Below are 19,360 nucleotides of genomic sequence, written 5' to 3' on the forward strand. Positions count from 1 at the left end.
CTCCTCGCTTTCGCGGTGCGACACTGGGAGGCGCGATGACCACCGAGACCCTTGCCCTCACCACCCCGGCGACCACGGGGGAGCGCGTGCTGCCCCCCCTTCGCATCGGCCGGCACGTCATCGACTCACCGGTCGTCCTCGCGCCCATGGCCGGGATCACCAACCGCGCCTTCCGCCGCCTGTGCCGCGAGGCGGGCGACGCCGGGCTTGCCGCGAGCGGTCTGAGCGGGGCCAGCAGCCTCTACGTCAACGAGATGGTGACCTCCCGCGCGCTGGTCGAGCGGACGCCGGAGTCGATGCGCCTGATCGCCCACGACGAGGACGAGCGTCCGCGCAGCGTGCAGCTCTACAGCGTCGACCCCGCGACCACCGCCGCAGCCGTGCGCATGCTCGTCACCGAGGAGCGCGCCGACCACATCGACCTGAACTTCGGCTGCCCGGTCCCCAAGGTCACCCGCAAGGGGGGCGGCGCGGCGCTGCCGTGGAAGCGGGACCTCTTCCGCGCGATCGTCTCCGCCGCGGTCACCGAGGGGGCGAAGGGGGACATCCCCGTCACCATCAAGATGCGCGTGGGCATCGACGCGGAGCACCACACCTACCTCGAGGCCGCGATCGCGGCCGAGCAGGAGGGCGTCGCCGCCGTCGCCCTGCACGCGCGCACCGCGAGCCAGGCCTACTCCGGGACCGCGGACTGGTCACACATCAGGTTGCTCAAGGAGACCATCACGTCCGTGCCGGTCCTGGGCAACGGCGACATCTGGTCGGCCGAGGACGCGCTCGCGATGGTCGAGCAGACCGGCTGCGACGGCGTCGTGGTCGGTCGCGGGTGCCTGGGACGTCCGTGGCTCTTCGCCGATCTCGCGGCGGCCTTCGCCGGTACCGAGCTGCGCGTGCGCCCGACCCTCGGCGAGGTGACGGCCACGCTGCGGCGGCACGCCGAGCTGCTCACCGACTTCTACGACGGCGACGAGCTGCGCGCCTGCCGCGACATCCGCAAGCACATCGCCTGGTACCTCAAGGGATTCCCCGCCGGGTCGACGGTGCGCAACCAGCTGGCGCTCGTCGACTCGCTCGCTGCGCTCGACCGGCTCATCGAGACGATGGACCCGACCAGCCCGTGGCCCGGCGACGCCGCCGAGGGCCAGCGAGGCCGCGCCGGATCGTCGCGCGTCGTGGCGCTGCCCGAGAACTGGCTGGCCTCGCAGGACCTCGACGAGGCGCAGCTGGCGACGATCGCCGCCGCCGAGCAGTCCGTCGCCGACGGCGGCTGACTCCGGTCGATCGCGGGAGCGCTCAGGTCAGGTGCTGCCGTGGATGACCTTGGCCAGTTCGTCGCGTGAGTGGATGGCGAGCTTGAGGTACACCTTGCGGAGGTGGTACTCGATCGTCTTGGGGCTGATGAAGAGCGCTGCCGCCGCCTCACGAGTCGTCCGTCCTTCGGTCAGGAGCAGACAGACCTGCAGCTCCTGCGGGGTCAGTGCCCCCGGACCGACTGCCTCACGTGCCGGCACGGTCTCGCCCGTCGCCTCGAGCTCGGCGCGGGCGGCGTCCCTCCAGGTGACGGCCCCCAGGTCGTCGAAGATCGTCAGAGCTCGCCGCAGCGCCTCGCGGGCATCGACCCGTCGTCCCGCTCGACGTAGGCGGATCCCGTGGACCAGATGGGTGCGTGCGGTCTCGAAGATGTCGCGGGTCCGATCATGGTGGACCAGAGCCGCTGACACGTGGGCGTCGACATCCTGCTCGGGAACCAGGAGTGCCATGGCCCGTTCGGCGCGGGCCATCGTCCACGGCCGTCCCAGAGTCCCTGCCAGATCAAGGAACGCGTGGGCGGCTTCGTCGGCCTCCTCGCGTCGTCCGAGACGCAGCAGCGCGTCCACGAGGTCCGGTCCCGGGTACAGGTCAGGATCACGGACTCCCTCCTCCTGCAAGCGTTGAGCCAGTGCGAGGTAGCGGACTGCGGCCTCCTGCGCCAAGCCCTGCGACAGGTCCAGGTCACCCAGTGCCAGCTCGCACCAGATCTCACCGAAGTGGAGGGAACGCGCGCGGCACAGCTCCAGCGCCTCCCTCGCGTACGTCCGGCAGGCTGCGTCACCGCCCCGTCGGGACTCCAGACACGCTCGGCCGGCCAACGAGACGGCCAGCTCCGTGCTCTGTCCCGTCTCACGGGCCAGCCGGGCCGCTTCGTCGTAGTTCGCCTCGGCGCGGTCCCAGGCGTGGGTCGTGGCCTGGTCACGTGCGACGTGGAAGAGCAGGCTCGGCAGTGCCCCCACGCCGACCCGAGTCCTGGCGTCATCGACCAGGCGTCGTAGATCACCACCATGCTCCGTGTCCCGCAGGAAGAGTGGTGCGAGCATGAGCCAGGGCAGCGCTGACGGGTCGGCCAGAGGGTCGATCTGCTGGACGAGCAGGGGGAGTGCCGCCCGGATCAGCGCAGCGCCGTCCTGGCCCAGCAGCACCTGTGCCACACCCGCGGCAGCCAGCCCGATCGCTCGGGCGTCTGGCCCGGACGCCCTCTTCAGACTCGTGGTCAGCGCTGCTTCCACCCGTTGCAGACTCGTCATGTCGGTCAGGTACATGCAGGCGTGGCAGGCCTCGGCGAGGAGTCGCACTCGCGCGTCAGGTTCGGCGACGCCTGCTGCACGTTCGAGCAGGACGAGGCCTTCGCGCAGAGATCCGGACCGGGTGGCGATCCTCGCCCGCAGCGACGAACCCACGAGGGTCACGGCGCTTCCCGCCGGCTCTGCCTCGTCCAGCAGGGCGAGTGCGCGTTCCCGCTGGCCTCCCTCCCACGCGGCCGCGGCAGCCGTGATCAACCGGGACCGGCTTGCCTCTGGGGTGGGAGTCGACCGGGCGGCACGCTCATGTGCGGTGGACGCCACGGTGAAGGCCGCCCGAACGCTGGCCCGCCGTCCCAGGTCGTCGAGCTGTCGGGCCAGGTCCTCGTCCAGGTGCGTCGCTCCGGCGGCGAGGTGCCAGACCTGCCGGTCCCGGTCGGACTCCGAGGTCAGCTCGTCGGCCACCGCCAGGTGGACTCTGCGACGCAGCTGCGTGCTGGCGGAGTCGTACACCACCGATCGCAGGATGGGGTGGCGGAAGGTGATGGGGGTGCCGACCCGCAGCAGCCCGCCCTCCTCGGCGCGCTTCAGCTCGGCCTCGTCGTCCACCCCGAGTCGCTGGCAGACAGCGCGTACCAGCCGAGGGTCGCCACTGGCCACGACCGCCACGAGGGCGCTCACGCGGGCATCGTGAGCAAGAGCATCCAGGCGTCGGGTGTACGCCGTCCGGAGTCGGTCGGGCAGGGTCGAGAGAACTCCCGGCGCGGCCTCGCTGATCGGTGACGCGGTCAGCGAGGTGGGATCTGCGCCGAGCTCGAGCAGCGCCAGTGGGTTCCCGCCGGTCGTGCGGTGCAGTTGCCGGACCGTGGCCTCCGGCACCGTCGGGTGCTCCTTGGCCATGAGCCGAGCAGACCCCTGCGCACTCAGGCCGACCACCTCGAGCACGTCCAAGCCGTCCACGGCACTCGGCAGATCGCCGGTGCGCCCGGCGATCAGCACGCAGATCGGGTCGTTGGAGAGCCTGCGCGCGGCGAAGGCCACGGCTTCGACCGAGGGGATGTCTGCCCAGTGCAGGTCATCGAGCGCCACGATCACCGGCGCCACCTCGGCGAACTTGGTGAGCAGCCCGAAGGTGGCTGCGCCGACCGCGAACCGGTCGCCACTGACTCCGCTCTGCAGGCTCAGTGCCATCGCCAGGGCCCGGGCCTGGAGTTCCGGGAGCTCGTCCAAGAGGTGCAGAGCGGGTTGCAGCAATGCGTGCAGGGTGGCGAAGGGAAGGTCCTGCTCGATCTCCGTGGCGGTGACACGCAGCACGTGTGTGTCGGCATGCTCGTCCCGCCCCGCGAGTGCATCGGCCAGGAGCGCGGTCTTGCCGACGCCGGGTTCGCCGGTGAGCACGAGCGCCCCACCTCGTCCGAGGCGCGTCGACGCCATGAGCCTGGAGATGACCTCCTGCTCCGTCGACCTGCCGACGAGTGCCACCTTGCACAGTCTAGGGACGTGTCAGCTCCCGCTCGGGTCCCGCGGCCCCGCTCTCGGGGCCCGAGGGCGCGGACCGGACACGGACTAGGTGGGGCACCGGACGCGGTAGGAGGTGGGCCCGGCCTACTTTTCAGGGATCCACCACAACCCAGGAGCCTGCGATGAGCACTGACACGAGCAACCACGCACCCACCGTGACGGCGGACCCAGGCCCTACCGAGCCGCAGGTGGACATGGACGTCCTGATGTCCTTCGTCTTCCGCGCGGTCGACGAGGTCGGTGCGACCCTCAACGCCGCCCTCGTGGTCCTCGGCGACAAGCTGGGGTACTACCGAGACCTGGCCGCCCACGGACCGACCACTCCTGCCGAGCTGGCGGAGCGCACCGGCACCGCCGAGCCCTATGCCCGCGAGTGGCTCAACGCCCAGGCCGCAGGGCAGTACCTCACCTACGACCCGGCGACCACGCGCTACACACTTCCCCCCGAGCAGGCCATCGCGCTCACCGAGGAGGACAGCCCGGCCTTCCTGCCCGGGTTGTTCCAGCTCGCCCTGGGGACGGTGCACGACATGGACCACGTGCTGGACGCCGCCCGCAACGGTGGGGGCTTCGGCTGGCACGAGCACGTCACCGATGTCCACGACGGCTGCGAGCGCTTCTTCCGGCCCAGCTACAACGCCGCTCTGGTGGCCGAGTGGCTGCCGGCCCTCGACGGGGTCGTGGGCAAGCTGCAGGCGGGCGCACTCGTGGCCGACGTGGGGTGCGGGCACGGCGCCTCGACCGTCCTCATGGCGCAGGCCTTCCCGCAGTCACGCTTCATCGGCTACGACTACCACCCCGAGTCCATCGCCACAGCACGACGACGCGCGGTCGATGCCGGCGTGAGCGACCGGGTGACCTTCGAGATCGCGTCCGCCGACGACATGCCGAGGGAAGGCTTCGACCTGGTGACGATGTTCGATTGCCTGCACGACATGGGAGACCCCGTCGGCGCAGCCGAGCAGGTCCGAGCGGCGCTGGCCCCAGACGGCACCTGGATGGTCGTGGAACCCATGGCCGGCGACCACGTCGAGGACAACCTCAACCCGGTCGGCCGTGCGTACTACGGCTTCTCCACCCTGCTGTGCACGCCGGCGTCGCTCTCCCAGGATGTCGGCTTGGCCCTCGGGACGCAGGCAGGGCCGGCCCGCATCCGGGACGTCGCCACGGCGGGCGGGTTCACCCGGTTCGCATCCGTCGCCGAGACGCCGTTCAACCGGGTGCTGGAGATCCGACCCTGACCGCGGGTCTGGTCATGGTCGACGACCCGGAGGAGAGTGAGTTCGTGATGAGTCGCGCCCGCGCAGTGCGCTCCAGCGCCGCCCCCCTTCGGGTCCCGCTCCCTGTCCCGGGGGAGGAGCCGACGACATGCTGCCCACCCCACACCACCGGGGCCGTCGTCCGCGATGGCGTGCGGATCCCCTATGCCGTGCACGGCAGTGGCGACGTGAGCGTCCTGCTCCTGCCGACGTGGTCACTCGTCCCCTCACGCTGGTGGAAGGCTCAGATCCCGTACCTGTCCAGGCATCTGCGTGTCGTGACCTTTGACGGGCGTGGCAGCGGTGGCGCGGACCGGCCCGTTGGTGGAGCGGCCTACGCCGACGAGCAGTATGCCGCCGACGCGGCGGCGGTCCTCGATGCCACGGAGACCGACCGGGCCGTCGTCGTGGGGTACTCGTGCGGCGCCGCCTGGGCGATCCACCTGGCGGTCACCCACCCCGAGCGCGTGCAGGGGGTCGTTGCCATCGGGCCGTCCTGCGGCCTGAAGGTGGCCGCTCCTGCCCGGGAGCACTACGGGTGGGAGGCCCGGCTGGACACGACGCAGGGCTGGGCCAAGTACAACCGTGGCTACTGGCTGGGCGGTGGTTACGACGACTTCATCGACTTCTTCGCCCACCAGATGTTCACCGAGCTGCACTCGACCAAGCAGATCGAGGACATCGTGCGGTGGGCGCACCAGATCAGCCCCCAGACGCTCGTCGACACGACAGCCGGCCGGCTTGGTCTGGACGGGGCGGTCACGGTCCCCCTGGAGCCACTGTGCGCACAGGTCCGGTGCCCGGTCCTCGTCGTGCACGGCAGCGAGGACGCGGTGCGGCCCTCGACAGTGGGGGAGCGTCTCGCGGATCTGACCGGCGGTGACCTCGTCCTGGTCAACGGCGGCGGGCACGGGCTGCCGGCGCGAGAGCCCGTCCGGATCAACCAGCTGATCAAGGACTTCGCACAGGACACCAGCACCGACTCGTCCCCGCTGCACCGGACCTGGACCCGGGCACAGCAGCGCCGGCGGAAGGTCCTCTATCTCTCCTCACCCATCGGACTCGGGCACTGCCGGCGCGACATGGCAGTGGCGACCGAGCTGCGCCGGTCCCACCCGGACCTGGAGATCGACTGGCTGACCCAGCACCCCGTCACCCGGGTGCTGGAGGACGCCGGCGAGCGGGTGCATCCGGCCTCGAGCTGGTTGGCCAACGAGTCGACCCACATCGAGGACGAGTCGGCCGATCACGACCTGCACGCCTTCCGGGCGATCCGTCGGATGGACGAGATCATGGTCAACAACTTCATGGTCTTCGCCGATGTCGTCAAGGAGGGGTGCTATGACCTGGTCGTGGCTGACGAGGCATGGGATGTCGACTACTTCCTGCACGAGAACCCCGAGCTGAAGAGGTTCGCCTTCGCCTGGATGACCGACTTCGTCGGCTGGGTGCCGATGCCTGACGGAGGGGAGCGCGAGGTCGCGCTCACAGCGGACTACAACGCCGAGATGATCGAGCAACGGGCTCGTTATCGCAGGGTGCGCGACGCTTCGGTCTTCGTCGGAACACCCGACGACGTGGTCGACCTCCCGTTCGGACCGGGCCTGCCCAACATCCGCGAGTGGACCGAGGCGAACTTCGACTTCGCCGGCTATGTCACCGGCTTCGTCCCGCCGACCGATGTCGAGCGGGCCGCGGTCCGGCGACGGCTGGGGTGTCACGACGACGAGCTGCTCTGTGTGGTCACTGTCGGAGGCTCTGGTGTCGGCGAGTCACTGCTGCGCAAGGTCATGGACGCAGTGCCGCTGGCCAGGCAACGCATCCCCGGACTGCACTTCCTCGTGGTGACCGGGCCGCGGATCGACCCGGCCACCTTGCCCCGTCGCAGGGGCGTCAGCTGTCGCGGGTACGTGCCCGACCTGTACCAGCAGCTCGCGGCATGCGACCTCGCGGTGGTGCAGGGCGGTCTCACCACGTGCATGGAGCTGGCAGCCTCGCACCGGCCCTTCATCTATGTGCCACTCCAGCACCACTTCGAGCAGAACGTGCACGTGCGTCACCGGCTGGAACGCTATGGGGCCGGCACCTGCATGGAGTATGCCGAGGCGTGTGACCCCGATGCGCTCGTCGCTGCCATGGTCGAGGAGCTCGGTCGCGGGACGCGCGGCCTCGACGTCGAGACGGACGGTGCGGCACGTGCCGCGTCGATGCTGGCGACATTGCTCTGATCGCGGGGTCGTCGAGGTCACCCCACGACGACCAGCAGGTCCCCCCCTTCGACCTGCTGGCGACCACCGATCGCCAGCCGCCTGACGGTGCCGGCCTGCGGGGTGGTGATGGAGGCCTCCATCTTCATCGCCTCGATGGTCGCGACGGTGTCTCCGGCCCCGACCTCGGCGCCCTCCTCGACCTGCAGCGTGACGACGCCCGCGAAGGGGGCAGCCACGTGGCCGGCAGTGCCCGGGTCGGCCTTCTCCGCCGCGACGACCTCGGCGTCCACCGTGCGGTCGCGCACCTGCACCGGGCGCAGCTGGCCGTTGACGGTGCCCATGACGGTGCGCATGCCCAGCTCGTCGGGCTCGCTCACCGAGCTCAGCCCGATGGTGAGCGTCTTGCCCGGCTCGATCTCGACCTCGTGGTCCTCGCCCTGCTCCAGCCCGTGGAGGAAGAGCCCGGTGTCGAGCACCGAGGTGTCGCCGAAGGACGCACGGGCAGTACGCATCTCCTGCGTCGGGCCGGGGAAGAGCAGCTCGTTGAGCGTCTCACGTGGAGCATCCCGCAGTGCCTGCTCCTGCTCGGGCGTGAGGTCGGCCGTCGGGGGCTGCTCGCGCCGACCCTCCAGGGCCTTGGTGCGGAAGGGCTCCGGCCAGCCACCGGGCGGGTCGCCGAGGTCGCCGCGCAGGAAGCCGATCACCGAGTCCGGGATGTCGAAGCGCGCCGGGTCGGACTCGAACTCCGCCGGGTCGGCACCCAGCCCCACGAGGGACAGGGCGAGGTCGCCGACCACCTTGCTGCTCGGCGTGACCTTGACGATGTTGCCGAGCATCGAGTTGGCCGCGGCGTACATGTCCTCGACCTCCTCGAAGCGCTCGCCGAGACCGAGGGCGATCGCCTGCTGACGCAGGTTGGACAGCTGACCGCCGGGGATCTCGTGCCGGTAGACACGGCCGGTGGGGGAGGCCAGCCCGGACTCGAAGGGTGCATAGAGGCGGCGCACTCCCTCCCAGTAGGGCTCGAGGGCGAAGACCTGCTCGATGTCCAGGCCGGTCGGGCGGTCCGTCCCGTCGGTGGCTCCGACGAGCGCGGACAGCGACGGCTGTGAGGTGGTCCCGGCCATCGTGGCGCTCGCGGCATCGACCGCGTCGACGCCGGCGTCGATCGCCGCGAGGAGGGTCCCGATCTGGCCGCCGGCGGTGTCGTGCGTGTGCAGGTGGATCGGCAGGTCGAAGCGCTCGCGCAGGGCGCGCACGAGCTTGCCGGCAGCAGGTGCCCGCAGCAGCCCGGCCATGTCCTTGATCGCGAGGACGTGGGCGCCGGTCTCGACGATCTGCTCGGCGAGGCGCAGGTAGTAGTCGAGCGTGTACAGCTTTTCGCCGGGGTCGAGCAGGTTGCCGGTGTAGCACAGCGCCACCTCGGCGACCGCGGTGTCGGTCGCGAGGACCGACTCGACGGCCGGGCGCATCTGGCTGACGTCGTTGAGCGAGTCGAAGATGCGGAAGATCGACAGACCGCTGCGAGCAGCCTCGGCGACGAAGGCATCGGTGACGGTCGTCGGGTAGGGCGTGTACCCGACAGTGTTGCGCCCGCGCAGCAGCATCTGCAGGGCGACATTTGGCATCGCCTCGTGGAGAGCCGCCAGGCGCTCCCACGGGTCCTCGTGGAGGAAGCGCAGGGCGACGTCATAGGTCGCACCACCCCAGGCCTCGACGGAGAGCAGCTGCGGGGTGAGCCGCGAGACGTGCTCGGCCACCTCGAGGAGGTCCCGGGTGCGCACCCGGGTGGCGAGCAGGGACTGGTGCGCGTCGCGGAAGGTCGTGTCCGTCACCGGGACGTCGGTGCGCTGACGCAGGTCGGCGGCGAACCCGGCCGGGCCGAGTCGCAGGAGCCGGTCCCGGCTCCCTTCGGGCCGCTCGCCCTCGGGCAGCTGCGGCAGCTTGGTGCGCGGCTGCACGTCGCTCGTGCGCGGGCCGTGCGGCTGGTTGACGGTGACGTCCGCGAGGTAGGCCAGCAGCTTGGTCGCCCGGTCCTTGCCCGTCGGCGCATCGAGCAGCTGGGGACGCTCGTCGATGAAGCTCGTGGTGACCTTGCCGGCCTGGAAGGCCGGGTCGCTCAGCACACCCTCGAGGAAGGGGAGGTTGGTCGCCACCCCACGGACCCGGAACTCGGCCAGGGCCCGGCGGGCGCGGCGCACGGCCAGGGGGAAGGTCGCGGCGCGACAGGTGAGCTTGACGAGCATCGAGTCGAAGTGGGCGCTCACCTCGGCGCCGACGAAGGTGGTGCCGCCGTCGAGGCGCACGCCGGAGCCGCCCGCCGAGCGGTAGGCCGAGATCGTGCCGGAGTCCGGGCGGAAGCCGTTGGCCGGGTCCTCGGTGGTGATGCGGCACTGGAGCGCGAAGCCGTGGGTGCTGATGTCCTCCTGCCGGTGGCCGAGCTCGGCGAGCGTGGCCCCGGAGGCGATCTGCATCTGCATGACGACGAGGTCGACCTCGGTGACCTCCTCGGTCACGGTGTGCTCGACCTGGATGCGCGGGTTCATCTCGATGAAGACATAGCGGCCGTCCTCGCCGAGGAGGAACTCGACGGTGCCGGCGTTGACGTAGCTGATCGACTTCGCGAACTTCACCGCGTCCGCGCACATGCGCTCGCGCAGGTCGGGGTCGAGGTTGGGCGCGGGGGCGATCTCGACGACCTTCTGGTGGCGGCGCTGCACGGAGCAGTCGCGCTCGAAGAAGTGCAGCACCTCACCGCTGGAGTCGCCGACGACCTGGACCTCGATGTGCCGCGGGTTGATCACGGCCTCCTCGAGGTACATGGTCGGGTCGCCGAAGGCGGACTCGGCCTCGCGCTGAGCGGCCTCGAGGGCCTCGCGCAGGTCCTCGCGACGGGCGACCCGGCGCATGCCGCGCCCGCCGCCGCCGCTCACGGCCTTGACGAAGATCGGGAAGCCCGCCTCCTCGGCGGCCTTCTCGAGGACGTCGAGGTCACTCGTCGCATCGGACCCGCCGAGGGTGGGCAGGCCGGCTGCCTTGGCCGCAGCGATGGCCCGGGCCTTGTTGCCGGTGAGCTCGAGGACCTGCGCCGGCGGGCCGATGAAGGTGATGCCGTGGGCGGCGCACTCCTCGGCGAGCTGCGGGTTCTCCGACAGGAAGCCGTAGCCGGGGTAGATCGCGTCGACGTCGGCCTCGAGGGCCACGCGCACGATGTCCTCGGGATCGAGGTAGGCCCGGACCGGGTGGCCCTCGTCGCCGATGAGGTAGGCCTCGTCGGCCTTCATCCGGTGCTCTGACAGCCGGTCCTCCAGCGGGTAGACGGCGACGGTCGTGGCGTCGAGCTCGGTGGCCGCGCGGAAGGCGCGGATGGCGATCTCGCCTCGGTTGGCGACGAGGATCTTGCGGAACATGGTGCCTCCGGGGTGTGAGGGCGGTCTCGTCCCGAACGTAGCGGGCCACACGGCCGAAGGGGGATCCGGTTCCGTCCGCGAGAACGGGCACGAGAACGGGCATAGGCTCCCGAGCGTGAGCAACCTGAGCGACCGTGAGCGGTGGGTCTCCGAGGACCCCGTGCACAAGCGTGCCGACCGGGACGACTTCGCGCGCGACCGTGGACGCCTCATCCACTCGGCGGCCCTACGGCGGTTGTCGGCAAAGACGCAGGTGCTCGGTCCCGGCAGTGACGACTTCGTGCGCAACCGCCTGACCCACAGCCTCGAGGTCGCCCAGATCGGCCGCGAGTTCGGTGGCGCCCTCGGGTGTCGGGCGGACGTCGTGGAGGTGGCCTGCCTCGCGCACGACCTGGGGCATCCCCCCTTCGGCCACAACGGCGAGACCGCGCTCAACGAGGTCGCGGACGCCATCGGTGGCTTCGAGGGCAATGCGCAGACGCTGCGCATCCTCACCCGGCTCGAGCCCAAGCGGGTGCATCCCGACGGCCGCCCGGCTGGGCTCAACCTCACGCGGGCCAGTCTCGACGCGGCCACCAAGTATCCGTGGCGGCGAGGGCAGGGACCTTCTCCCACACCGAAGTTCGGCGCCTACGAGGATGACCTCCAGGTCTTCGACTGGATGCGCGAAGGGGGCCCCGGCGGCTTCGTCCGCTGCCTCGAGGCCGATGTCATGGACTGGTCCGACGACGTGGCCTACTCCGTGCACGACGTCGAGGACGCGATCGCCTCCGGGCGGCTGGAGCTGCGGCAGCTGCGCGACGCGCACGAGACGGACGCGGTCCTCGACATGGCGGTGCGCTTCTTCGCCGCCGACCTCGGCCGTGACGCGGTGGGCGAGGGGCTCGAGCGGATCCTCGCCACGGGCGCGGTGCCCGACTCCTACGACGGCTCCCGCGCGGCGCTCGCCGGCCTGAAGGACATGACCTCGCGGATCATCGGACGCTTCGTCCACGCCGCGGAGGAGGCCACCCGGGCCGTCCACGGCCCCGGTGACCTGGGCCGCTACGAGGCCCGGCTCGTCGTGCCGGACGACTCCCTCGCGGAGGTCGCTGTCCTCAAGGCGGTCGCCGCTCACTTCGTCATGTTCTCCGGGGAACGGGACGACGAGTACCTCTACCAGCGTCAGGTGGTCGCCGACCTGGTCCGGTGGTTCGCGGCCGACCCCGAGGGGCGGCTCGACGCCGACCTCAGGTACGACCTCGCGGCGGCCGGCGACGATGCAGCCCGGCTGCGGGTCGTCGTCGACCAGGTCGCGGGGCTGACCGACGTGCGGGCGCTGGCCCTGCACTCCGCGCACTGCTGAGTCGCAGGCGGGGGAGTCCTCCCCACTGCGCTCGCGAGGCGCCCGCACTACCTTGGGTCGCAGGGGCCGGCCGGCCCGCCGAGGCTGATCCAGGGGGAGCACATGAGCGTGTCGGAGGGCATGGACGTCGCGCGCATCCGCGACATCGCGCGGCGGCTGCAGACCGAGGCGGAGCGCATCACCACCGTCGCCCAAACCGGCCACCAGTCGTTGTCCACGCTCGTGGGTGCCTGGGAGGGCGGGGACTCCGAGCGCTTCGTCGGTGACTGGGAGGTCGCCGGACGGCGGTGCCAGGAGGCGGCGCAGAGTCTGCACACCTTCGGCGCCGCGCTCATCGCGCAGGCGGACGATCAGCACGAGGGGTCATCGGGGTCCGGTGCCCCGGCCCGTGGCGGCGGGGGTGGTGGCGATGGCGTGGGCTCCGGCAACCCGGACATCACCGACGACCAGAAGGGCGACTCCACCTACCAGGACCTCGACGGGCCGCTGGTGGACGAGGACGGGGTCGAGCCCGACGACGTCAAGCAGGGCGCCCTGGGTGACTGCTGGCTGATCAGCTCCATGCGGGGTATCGCGGGGACGCCCGAGGGCGCCGAGATGCTCGAGGACAACATCACGGACAACGGCGACGGCACCTACGACGTCACCCTGTACCGCGACGGCGAGCCGGTGGTCGTCACCGTGACCGGCGAGGTGCCTGTCGGACCGGACGGCGAGCCGGTCTACGCCAACAACGACACCAGCGACCGTGAGCTGTGGCCGCTGCTCTTCGAGAAGGCCATGGCGCAGGAGTTCGGTGGGGACTACCACGACCTCGACGGCGACTGGCCGGCCAAGGCCATCGAGGCGATGACCGGCAACGACGTGCAGACCTACGACGAGGGCCTCCTGCCGTGGGACGACAAGGACTTCCCGGACGCCGCGTCGATGCACGACCAGCTCGAGGACGGCGGCGTCATGGTCGCGTCGACCAACGGCGACGGTGAGAAGTCCTCGGACGGGGAGCTCGTGAGCAACCACGCCTACACGGTCACGGATGTCGACCCGGACACCGGCGAGGTGACCGTCCAGAACCCGTGGGGCGCGGGCTACCCGCCCATCACGATGAGCCACGCCGAGTTCGAGGAGCGCTTCGCCCGCCTCGACGTCGGGACGACCAAGTGAACCAAGGAGCACAGGTGGACGAGACGATCACGCTGCAGCAGAACATCCCGACGCCCGTATGGGGCCTGCGTCTGGTGGCGGCGAATGTGCGGGGCAACCTCGCGACCCTGTACGTCGAGGCCACCGGCGAGAGCGCGGTCAGGCACCAGGTCACCGTCGGGGACACCGTCCCGGTCGGGGACCGGCAGGCGCGGGTCGAGGCGATCACCGGCGGCGGCCACGACGGACCCCCCGGGCGTGCCGCTGGACGGTTGACCCTCGCTCTCGTGCAGGAGCCGGCGTGATCGCCGCACGGCACCGCGCCGCCGCGGTCGCCTCGGTGCTCACGACGCTGCTGCTGGCGGGATGCGGGGGCGAGTCGGGGGCTCCGGACTCGACACCTGCTGGGGCGGTCGTCCTGTCGGAGAACCAGCCGTCGAGCATCGAGGGGGTCCAGGTGGTCGCGACCTCGGTCGACGGTGACTCGGCGACCCTCTCCGTGACGGCCCAGGGCCCCGCGACCGAGACCGACGTGACCGAGGGCGCGGACGTGACGATCGGCGACGCGTCCTTCCGGGTCGAGGCGGTCTGGTCCGAGGGTGACGGCGACCAGCCCGGCGGCATGGGCGGGCGCGTCATGGTGGTTCCGGCGGACGGCTGACGGGCAGTCACCGGCGGCACCTAGACTCGGCACCAGTCGGGTCGAGCGTGGAGGTGACCAGTGGCGGGACGGATCCGCGCAGAGGACGTGCAGGCGGTCAAGGAGCGCTCCTCGATCACCGATGTCGTCCGTGAGCACGTGAGCCTGCGTCCGGCGGGCATCGGCTCGATGAAGGGGTTGTGCCCCTTCCACGACGAGAAGACGCCGAGCTTCACCGTCCGCGAGACCGTCGGGGCCTACCACTGCTTCGGCTGTGGCGAGGGCGGCGACGTCATCTCCTTCGTGCAAAAGCTGGACCACCTCACCTTCGCCGAGTCCGTGGAGCGCCTCGCGGGCAAGCTCGGCATGGAGCTGCGCTACGACGAAGGGGGTGGCCCCCGTGACGGGGTCGGGCTCGGCAAGCGGTCACGCCTCATCGAGGCACACCGCGCTGCCGCCGAGTTCTACCACTCGCGGTTGCTCGAGACACCTGAGGCGCGGATCGGCCGGGACTTCCTGCGGGAGAGGGGCTTCGCCTCGCCCGAGGCCAAGCTCTTCGGCATCGGCTATGCCCCACGGTCGGGGGAGGAGCTGGCCCGGTACCTGCGCGGCAAGGGCTTCACCGACGACGAGCTGACGATCGGCGGGCTGTGCGGCCGCGGGTCGCGAGGCCTGTACGACCGCTTCCGCGGGCGCCTCATCTGGCCGATCCGCGACATCACCGGCGACACCATCGGCTTCGGTGCCCGACACCTGTGGGACAACGACCGGATCGGCGCCAAGTACCTCAACACCACCGAGACCCCGATCTACAAGAAGTCGACGGTCCTCTACGGGCTCGACCTGGCCAAGAAGTCGATCCGCGACGAGCGCCAGGTCGTCGTCGTCGAGGGCTACACCGACGTCATGGCCGCGCACCTGGCCGGGGTCCAGGGCGCGGTGGCCACCTGCGGCACCTCCTTCGGCGAGGACCACATCAAGGTCATCCGCCGCATCGTGCGTGACGAGGCCGATCTCGCGCCGGCCAAGGTGATCTTCACCTTCGACGGGGACAAGGCCGGTCAGGGCGCGGCGATGAAGGCCTATGCCCAGGACGACAAGTGGGCCAGCCAGAGCTTCGTCGCCGTGGCCAAGGACGGCATGGACCCCTGCGACCTGCGGCTGCGCGAGGGCGACGCCGCAGTCCGCGACCTCGTCGAGGACGCGGTGCCGATGTTCGAGTTCGCGGTGCGCACGACGCTGGCCCGCTTCGACCTGCAGACGGCCGAGGGTCGGGTGCGGGGGATGGGCGCCGTCGCGCCGATCATCAACAGCATCCGCGACTCCTCCCTGCGCCCCGAGTACGTGCGCACGGTCGCCGGCTGGGTCGGTGTCGAGGTCGAGCAGATGCGTGACGCGGTGACCCGTGCCGGCCGAATCCAGGCCCGCGCCGATTCCCAGGGCGACTCCCGCGCCAACCCCGAGACGCCCGAGCCGACCGCCGGGGAAGCGGCCTCGGGGGTGCCCGCGCCCGACCTGCGCGACCCGATCGTCAAGGCCGAGCGTCAGCTGCTGCAGTCGATGCTGCAGCACCCCTCGATGTTTTCCTCGGAGGACCTCGACGCGGTGGAGCCGGAGGGCTTCGCCGCCCCGGCCCACCGCGCGGTCTTCGCTGCCGTCCGCGAGGTCGGTCCCCTCGATCAGGGGGTGACCCTGTCGGCCTGGCACGCGCGGATCGACGAGGCGACGCCGCTGGCCGTCGCGCCACTCGTCGCCGAGCTGTCGGTCGCCCCCCTTCCCGTCGTCCACGACCAGTCCACCGGCGCCCCGCCCCCGCACTACACCCGCTCCCTGCTGGTGCGGGTGCGGGAGGTGGCGATCGGACGGCGCATCTCCGACGCGATGTCGCAGATGCGCCGGCTGGCAGCCGACCCGTCCTCGGACCAGAGCGCGCTGCGCGAGCTGTCCCTGACCCTGCAGGGCCTCGAGCGTGAGCGCGTCTCCCTGCGAACGGAGTTGCAATGAGTCCGGTGTGGAGTCGATGGCAGCGCGCCCGCGCGGTGCCCGTGCCCGAGGGCGTCGAGCTCGAGCGTGGCGAGCGGGTGCTCGCCACCGCAGCGACCACTGGCGACGAGGTCGTGGTCATCACGACCCATCGTCTCGTCGTCCCCGGGGGAGCGCTGGCCGGCGGCCGGCCCTGGCACCTCGTCGACCGCGGCCGGTGGGACCCGGAGACCGACGAGCTGTCGGTCACGTGGGTCGACCACGGACCCGCGGGGCGTTGGACGCTCACTGACACCGGAGCGGTACCCGACCACTTCCAGGAGCGGGTGCAGGCCACGATCGTGCTCGTCGAGGAGGTCTCGATCGACCGCCAGCGGCGCGCCCGGGTCGTCCTGCGCAAGGATCTCGCGTCCGGGCGGATGCTCGCCCAGACCATCGTCGGTCGGGGCTGCGACCCCGATGACCCCGACCTGGTGGCCGCGACCGAGATCGTCGCGGACCGCATGGCGGAGCAGATCGGTCTGCAGGGCTGAAGCCGCAGAGCTGATGTCGCAGAGCTGATGTCCGCAGGGGTGATGTCCGCAGGGGTGATGTCCGCAGGGTGGCCGGGGCTGGTTGCCGGGCTCCGCCCTTCCTATGGTGAGGACATGACCCCCGCAGCCTTGCCCGTGCTCGACCTGGCCGACCTCGATGCCGGCCCCGAGGCGGCAGCGCGGTTCCGCGAGCAGCTGCGCACGGCCACCCACGAGGTCGGCTTCTTCCACCTGCGTCACCACATCGAGCCCGAGGTCATCGAGGAGCTCTTCGACGTGGCACGCCGCTTCTTCGCCCTGCCCGACGAGGCCAAGCGAGCGATCGAGATGACCCGTAGCCCGCATTTTCGTGGCTGGACCCGACTCGACGGTGAGCTGACCCAGGGCAGGTCGACCATCGAGAGCAGATCGACGTCGGCACCGAGCGCGAGGAGAGCGGCATCGTCGACCCGCCCTACATGCGCCTCGACGGCCCCAACCAGTGGCCCCAGGCGCTACCCGAGCTGCGCCTGGCCGTGCAGGCCTGGATCGACCGGCTCGAGGTGCTCGGCCACCGGCTGCTGGCGCAGTGGGCGCTGGCCCTGGGTGCTCCGGCTGATCACTTCGTCTCGACCTTCGACCCGGCATCGATCCTGCTCAAGCTCGTCCGATACCCGGGGACGGCTGACCGGTCCCAAGGCGTCGGGGCGCACAGCGATCCGGGCATCCTCACGCTGCTGCTCATCGAGCCGGGCAAGGCCGGGCTGCAGGTGCAGGCAGATGACGGGTGGATCGATGTGCCACCGACCGATGACTGCTTCGTCGTCAACATCGGCGAGCTCATGGAGGTGGCCACCGACGGCTACCTGCGCGCCACCCAGCACCGTGTCACCGCGCCGCAGCAGGGGAGCGAGCGGCTCTCGATCCCCTTCTTCTTCAACCCCGCCCTGGATGCTCCAGTGCCCTCCGTGCAGCTACCTCCGCAGCTCGCGGCGGAGGCGAAGGGGGTCACCCAGGACGCAGCGAATGTCATCGGGAGCCGCTACGGGGAGAACCTCCTGAAGGCTCGTCTGCGGGCAAACCCCGACGTCGCGGCCCTGCACCACGCCGACCTCGTGGGCGCCGAGGACTGAGTCACAGCCCCCGTTTTCGTCTCCCGGCCACCTTCTTGCTATGGTGGCGCAGCGCTTCGGCGCGATCCCCTGTAGCTCAATTGGCAGAGCAGCCGACTGTTAATCGGCAGGTTACTGGTTCGAGTCCAGTCGGGGGAGCAGGAAAGCCCGGTAAGTCAACGAAAACTGACTTACCGGGCTTCTTCGTTTTTCGGGGATCCCCACTTAGTCCCCACTTTGGACTCAGGCGAACACGTCCACGGCAGCAGCAACGGGGCGAGTCTTTATGTACGTCGAGGTGGTCACGGGGTCCTGACCAAGCACGGCGGCGATCTGTCCAAGGCTTGCGCCGCTCTCGTCGGCCAGCGTGGCGTACGTCCTGCGAAACGTGTGGCTACCTGCCCAATCGCACCCGGCAGCGTCGAGGACTGAGCGCATCGTCTCCAGCACGTTGGACAGATCCCGTGGCTGACCTGCCTTGGATGCATACCGGGTCACCCCGAACACGAGACCTTCGACCCCGTGCAGCCCTGCACGCGCCCTCAGCCGCTCAGTGAGCCATGGCGGCATCGTCACGGTGCGCTTGGCGTTCTTGGTCTTGGTGCCCCGAATGACGACGGTGGCCGCGTCGAGGTCGACATCCACCCACGACACCCCGTGCAGCGCCTCAGAGACGCGGGGACCGAGCGCGGACAGGAAAGCCACTAGGTCGCCAACGTCGGCGCTACGGCTATCGGCTTCAGCCTGGACTTGGTGCATCTCGTCCCGAGTGAACGCCCTGTGAGTGTCGATGTGGTTCCGCTCGTCCTCAACGGTGCGACCCTGCAACTTGAAACGGGTAGGGCTGGCAATGGCACCGTGACGATGCGCGGTGTCCATGATCCCGTGCAGCACCTTGCGGGCTGACCTCATGGCACCCTCGCCACCGCCACGCTGAGACGTCTTGTGAGCCCCGTTGGCGACCTCTCGCAGGTGCTGCTCACCCCGGACCACATTGGATGCCGGGCCGATCTTCAGACGCCCGTACGACGTCCCGAGGATGTAGGCGCTCACCCACTTGTCATACGCCTTGACGGTGGTTGCACTCAGCGCCGGGTGCTGTGCCCGCTTGGACTCCAGCCACACCGTGGCGACCTGCTCAACGGTGCTCGTCGTCGTCACCTGTGACGAACCGCCGTGGTGTGTGTCGCGCTTGGCGGCAAGGTTCCGCTTCAGGTCACGACGTGCAGCGGCCTCGGTGTTGCCCGTGCCGTACACATCGTGCAGCGGCCCGCCGTCCTCGCGTCGATAGCGTGCCCGCGCTCGGTACTTGCCTGCGATCTTCGGGTGATCTGAGACAGCGATCTTGTCCACCTCGTACGGCGGCATCGTGTTGCGACTCATCACGCACCACGCTGGAGATCCAGCAGGTTGCGAACGTCCAACGCACCCACGGTCAACGTGTCGTCAACCCATGCACCGTCCGGGTTCGCTGCCTCTGCGTCGAGTAGCAGCATCTCCAGTCGAACGATGCTCTCCCTCCGGTCGTGGTCAAGACATGGCGGGCAAGTCGGGTCGGTGCAGTCGATGGGCTCGTGATCGTTCATGGGTCAGCTCCGGTCTCTCGGTTGGTCGGCTTCAGGTCGAAGCCTGGCCTCATTGTGGGGATCGGTCAACTTGGTTCGACGTTG

13 protein-coding genes, 1 tRNA gene and 1 pseudogene are annotated in these 19,360 nt (G+C 70.3%); 12 read left to right on the forward strand and 3 right to left on the reverse strand.

The window, feature by feature from the left end; all coding sequences use genetic code 11:
* The first annotated feature begins 35 nt into the window (after positions 1-35).
* Positions 36-1,271, forward strand: a complete 1,236-nt coding sequence (gene dusB, locus ASG73_RS10220; protein WP_055994171.1) for a tRNA dihydrouridine synthase DusB — start codon at positions 36-38, stop codon at positions 1,269-1,271.
* A gap of 27 nt (positions 1,272-1,298) precedes the next feature.
* Here the strand turns inward: dusB and ASG73_RS10225 are convergent, their stop codons facing one another.
* The gene (locus ASG73_RS10225) at positions 1,299-4,037 is read right to left on the reverse strand and encodes a helix-turn-helix transcriptional regulator (protein WP_082567138.1); all 2,739 of its coding nucleotides are present in this window, start codon (positions 4,035-4,037) and stop codon (positions 1,299-1,301) included.
* 161 nt (positions 4,038-4,198) lie between these two features.
* On the opposite strand from ASG73_RS10225, the gene ASG73_RS10230 reads away from it, so the two are divergent.
* The gene (locus ASG73_RS10230) at positions 4,199-5,317 is read left to right on the forward strand and encodes a class I SAM-dependent methyltransferase (RefSeq protein WP_082567139.1); all 1,119 of its coding nucleotides are present in this window, start codon (positions 4,199-4,201) and stop codon (positions 5,315-5,317) included.
* 14 nt (positions 5,318-5,331) lie between these two features.
* Positions 5,332-7,563, forward strand: coding sequence for an alpha/beta hydrolase (locus ASG73_RS10235; protein ID WP_235499410.1), 2,232 nt, complete (start codon positions 5,332-5,334; stop codon positions 7,561-7,563).
* A 17-nt stretch (positions 7,564-7,580) separates the two neighbouring features.
* Here the strand turns inward: ASG73_RS10235 and ASG73_RS10240 are convergent, their stop codons facing one another.
* Positions 7,581-10,955: a pyruvate carboxylase gene (locus tag ASG73_RS10240; protein ID WP_055994173.1), complete on the reverse strand. Its 3,375-nt coding sequence runs from the start codon at positions 10,953-10,955 to the stop codon at positions 7,581-7,583.
* Between the two features lie 115 nt (positions 10,956-11,070).
* On the opposite strand from ASG73_RS10240, the gene ASG73_RS10245 reads away from it, so the two are divergent.
* The 9 genes and pseudogenes from ASG73_RS10245 (at position 11,071) to ASG73_RS10280 (ending at position 17,849) form a co-directional block, all read left to right on the forward strand.
* Positions 11,071-12,300 (forward strand): deoxyguanosinetriphosphate triphosphohydrolase, encoded by a 1,230-nt coding sequence (locus ASG73_RS10245; protein WP_055994175.1) that lies wholly within the window; start codon positions 11,071-11,073, stop codon positions 12,298-12,300.
* Positions 12,301-12,402: 102 nt separating this feature from the next.
* The gene (locus ASG73_RS10250) at positions 12,403-13,464 is read left to right on the forward strand and encodes a C2 family cysteine protease (RefSeq protein WP_082567140.1); all 1,062 of its coding nucleotides are present in this window, start codon (positions 12,403-12,405) and stop codon (positions 13,462-13,464) included.
* 14 nt (positions 13,465-13,478) lie between these two features.
* Positions 13,479-13,748 carry a DUF6406 domain-containing protein gene (locus ASG73_RS10255; protein WP_055994179.1) on the forward strand — a complete coding sequence of 90 codons (270 nt, stop codon included), beginning with the start codon at positions 13,479-13,481 and terminating at the stop codon, positions 13,746-13,748.
* Positions 13,745-14,104, forward strand: a complete 360-nt coding sequence (locus ASG73_RS10260) for a hypothetical protein (RefSeq protein ID WP_055994181.1) — start codon at positions 13,745-13,747, stop codon at positions 14,102-14,104. Before ASG73_RS10255 ends, ASG73_RS10260 begins: the two co-directional genes overlap by 4 nt.
* A 60-nt stretch (positions 14,105-14,164) precedes the next feature.
* A complete protein-coding gene (gene dnaG / locus ASG73_RS10265) occupies positions 14,165-16,087 on the forward strand; it encodes a DNA primase (protein WP_055994183.1) in 1,923 nt (640 codons plus the stop codon).
* Positions 16,084-16,599 (forward strand): hypothetical protein, encoded by a 516-nt coding sequence (locus ASG73_RS10270; RefSeq protein WP_156466240.1) that lies wholly within the window; start codon positions 16,084-16,086, stop codon positions 16,597-16,599. Before dnaG ends, ASG73_RS10270 begins: the two co-directional genes overlap by 4 nt.
* A gap of 114 nt (positions 16,600-16,713) precedes the next feature.
* Positions 16,714-16,926, forward strand: a pseudogene (locus tag ASG73_RS18560) (2-oxoglutarate and iron-dependent oxygenase domain-containing protein); the annotation flags it as partial.
* 131 nt (positions 16,927-17,057) lie between these two features.
* On the forward strand, positions 17,058-17,711 hold the full coding sequence (locus ASG73_RS10275) for a 2OG-Fe(II) oxygenase family protein (RefSeq protein ID WP_327077487.1): 654 nt from the start codon (positions 17,058-17,060) through the stop codon (positions 17,709-17,711).
* A gap of 65 nt (positions 17,712-17,776) precedes the next feature.
* Positions 17,777-17,849: transfer RNA gene (locus ASG73_RS10280), tRNA-Asn, on the forward strand.
* Positions 17,850-17,933: 84 nt separating this feature from the next.
* On the opposite strand, the gene ASG73_RS10285 is transcribed toward ASG73_RS10280, so the two are convergent.
* Positions 17,934-19,073 (reverse strand): tyrosine-type recombinase/integrase, encoded by a 1,140-nt coding sequence (locus tag ASG73_RS10285; RefSeq protein ID WP_055994187.1) that lies wholly within the window; start codon positions 19,071-19,073, stop codon positions 17,934-17,936.
* Between the last annotated feature and the right edge of the window lie 287 nt (positions 19,074-19,360).

It is taken from the genome of Janibacter sp. Soil728 (assembly GCF_001428305.1).
Lineage (GTDB): Bacteria > Actinomycetota > Actinomycetes > Actinomycetales > Dermatophilaceae > Janibacter.